The organism is Nocardia heshunensis, from assembly GCF_054782115.1.
In genome coordinates, this window is the sequence record NZ_BAAGTC010000062.1 from 1 (window position 1) to 1,026 (window position 1,026).

The 1,026-nt window shown below is 68.0% G+C and carries 1 protein-coding gene; it reads right to left on the bottom strand.

Annotated elements, in window-relative coordinates; genetic code table 11:
- Window positions 1-1,026, bottom strand: a 1,026-nt coding sequence (locus ACYVN4_RS45170) for an AMP-binding protein (protein WP_460730500.1), incomplete at both ends; no start/stop codon positions are given.

Below are 1,026 nucleotides of genomic sequence, written 5' to 3' on the forward strand. Positions count from 1 at the left end.
CCGCGTCCGCCGGGTCGAGCCCGAATTCGGTGACCTTCCACAGCAACTGGTTCACGACCGCGCCGTGCGGCAGCGCCACACCCTTCGGGCGGCCGGTCGAACCGGACGTGAAGATGATGTACGCGGTGTTGGCCGGGTTCAGCTCCCGCACCCGCTCGGCGGCCTTGATCGGCTTGGCCGAGTGGCCCGACAGATCCAGCTCGTCGATGCGCAGCACCTCGGCCAGCTCCGTCGCGAAACCGACTGCCGCCGTGGTGAGTACGGCCTTCGGCGCCGACGTCTCCAGGATGTAGCCGACGCGCTCGGCGGGCTGATCGGGATCGATCGGCACGTAGGCGGCACCGGACTTGGCGACCGCGTACATGGCCACGACCAGATCGGTGGAGCGTCGAATGGCAAGCGCCACCCGATCTTCCGTGCCGATGCCGCGCGCGATGAGTTCACGGGCGAGCTGGTTGACGCGAGCATCCAGCTCGGCGTAGGTCAGCGACTCGGCACCGTCGGCGGTGTCGGCGACGATGGCCACGGCCTTCGGGTCGTCGGCGACCGCCTTGTCCAGCAGCGAGACCAGCGTGGCCTGCGACGCGCCCGCGAACACGGAGTCCACGTCCTGGCCGGTGTTGTTCCAGCGCTTCAGGATCCGGTCGTTCTCGTCGCCGTCGAGCAGGTCGAGATCGCCGACCGCAATGCTGGTGTCCGCCAGGATGGCGTCCAGCACCCGCACGAACCGGTCCGCGAAGGACTGGATGGTCGATTCGTCGAACAGGTCGGTGGCGTAACCGAATTCGGTGAGGATCTCGGCCGGGGTGCCGTCCTCGGTGTACCGGTCGTACAGAGTGACCTGCAGGTCGGTCTTGGCCAGCTGCGAATCGAATTCGACCGCGGCCACGTGCAGGCCCGGCAGTTCGAAGGCGGTCTCGGCCAGGTTCTGGAACGAGAGACCCACCTGGAACAGCGGGTTGCGTGCGGTGGAGCGCACCGGGTTGAGCACCTCGACGAGCCGCTCGAACGGCACGTCGGCGTTGG